This window comes from Vibrio sp. CUB2, from assembly GCF_001557945.1.
GTDB classification, from domain to species: Bacteria; Pseudomonadota; Gammaproteobacteria; order Enterobacterales; family Vibrionaceae; genus Vibrio; species Vibrio owensii.
This window is the reverse complement of the sequence record NZ_LNRB01000058.1, coordinates 1-1,429: the sequence shown is the minus strand read 5'-3', so window position 1 is coordinate 1,429 and position 1,429 is coordinate 1. Positions and strand designations below refer to the sequence as shown.

General features: G+C 46.0%; 2 protein-coding genes. Both read right to left on the bottom strand.

Annotated features, from left to right (window positions below):
• Positions 1–760: LLM class flavin-dependent oxidoreductase (locus ATB78_RS27760; RefSeq protein WP_061011157.1), on the bottom strand; the 760-nt coding region annotated here is incomplete at its 3' end.
• A 22-nt stretch (positions 761–782) separates the two neighbouring features.
• Positions 783–1,429: acyl transferase (locus ATB78_RS27755; RefSeq protein ID WP_061011156.1), on the bottom strand; the 647-nt coding region annotated here is incomplete at its 5' end.

Below are 1,429 nucleotides of genomic sequence, written 5' to 3'. Positions count from 1 at the left end.
ATGAGTCGTACCAATGACCCAAGAAGTTGCGGCAAATATCTTTGGCTTTATTTGAGTCATGATCGACGGAGGTGATGTAAGACAAACAGTGGTCAATCTTAGTCACATCGTAGCCATGTTCAGTCGCAACTTCATTGTAAAGATCAAGCTGCGCTTTCTTCTCGTGAGTGTTGATGATCCAGCTTAGAATCATTGGTAGGCCACGCTCTGCAGCCCATTCTGTCGTTGACGCTGACTCCGCGACGACATAAACAGGAGCGCCACCTTGTGTGTAAGCCGATGGATTCAGTTGGATTTTCGGGAACTTAATATGTTCGTTATCCGCCGCAATATAGCCTTCATTGAAGCCTTCTTTCATCAAGTCATACCAACAGTCCATTAAGGCCCGGCTGTTATCCATGTCTGTACCAAAGACTCGGAAATCTTTGTCGTACAAACCGCGACAAATGCCAAAACGGAATCGTCCTTTTGACATTTGATCCAATAGGTTTACGTCTTCCGCTTGTCGAACCGGGTGAGCAGTCGGCAATACGATGGCCGCTGTGCCAACATTGAGCGTTTCTGTCGCACCTAATAGGTGTGCCGCGGCCACATAAGGATTGCCTAACAACCCAAATTCAGTGAAGTGGTGCTCTAGTAACCAAACAGTGTCGAAACCACAACCTTCAGACGCTTTGCCCAAATTAACCAATCGCTTCATCACTTCGGTCTGAGATAGCTCAGGTGGCTGATAAGTGAGAAGGAAGTTTCCAAATTTCATAACATTTCCTTATTTGTTGGTATTACGATAAGACCTCAGCCATTTCTGGCGTACGGCTTTCAATTTCCGCTTTCAAGCGACGTTCATTCACAGTCGCGATGGTGAGTTGTTCAAAATCAGGCTCGATAAAGTCGACGTCGATTTCTAAGCTGCCTCCATCCAATGCGATGGCGGCTTTGGTGACGGATTGGTAGAAATTACGTAACACGACCAAGTTTTCACCCAAGTCATGAGAACTACCAAGCAAGGAGTAGAGCTTGCAATGCCCACTGCGGATATGCGCTAACATGTCATAGACTTCTTCTTGCTTAACCCAATCATCGTTGTTAGCGGTAAAGGCAATTAAAGGAACCGATGTATTGGCTACTTTGTCGAGAGTAGAATCTAAGGTATCCCAATGGTGCTCGAAGCAGTCGCGAACGAACACTTCAGAACCAAGCTTATGGCCTTCAAAATCAAGATCGTTTGGTAGCTCATCGATAGGCAAACTGAGGTAATCAAAACCAAGCGCTTTCTCTAGAGTGTCACGCAAGTTCACCACACCAACCGCAGTAATCAGAAAAGACAGCTCAAAGTCAGAGATAACTTCATAGGCGACACGAGCTGAGAGACTTGCCGCAATCAAGCCAATGTTTTGTGTACCCTTGGTCTGCAGCCAGTGATAAACAG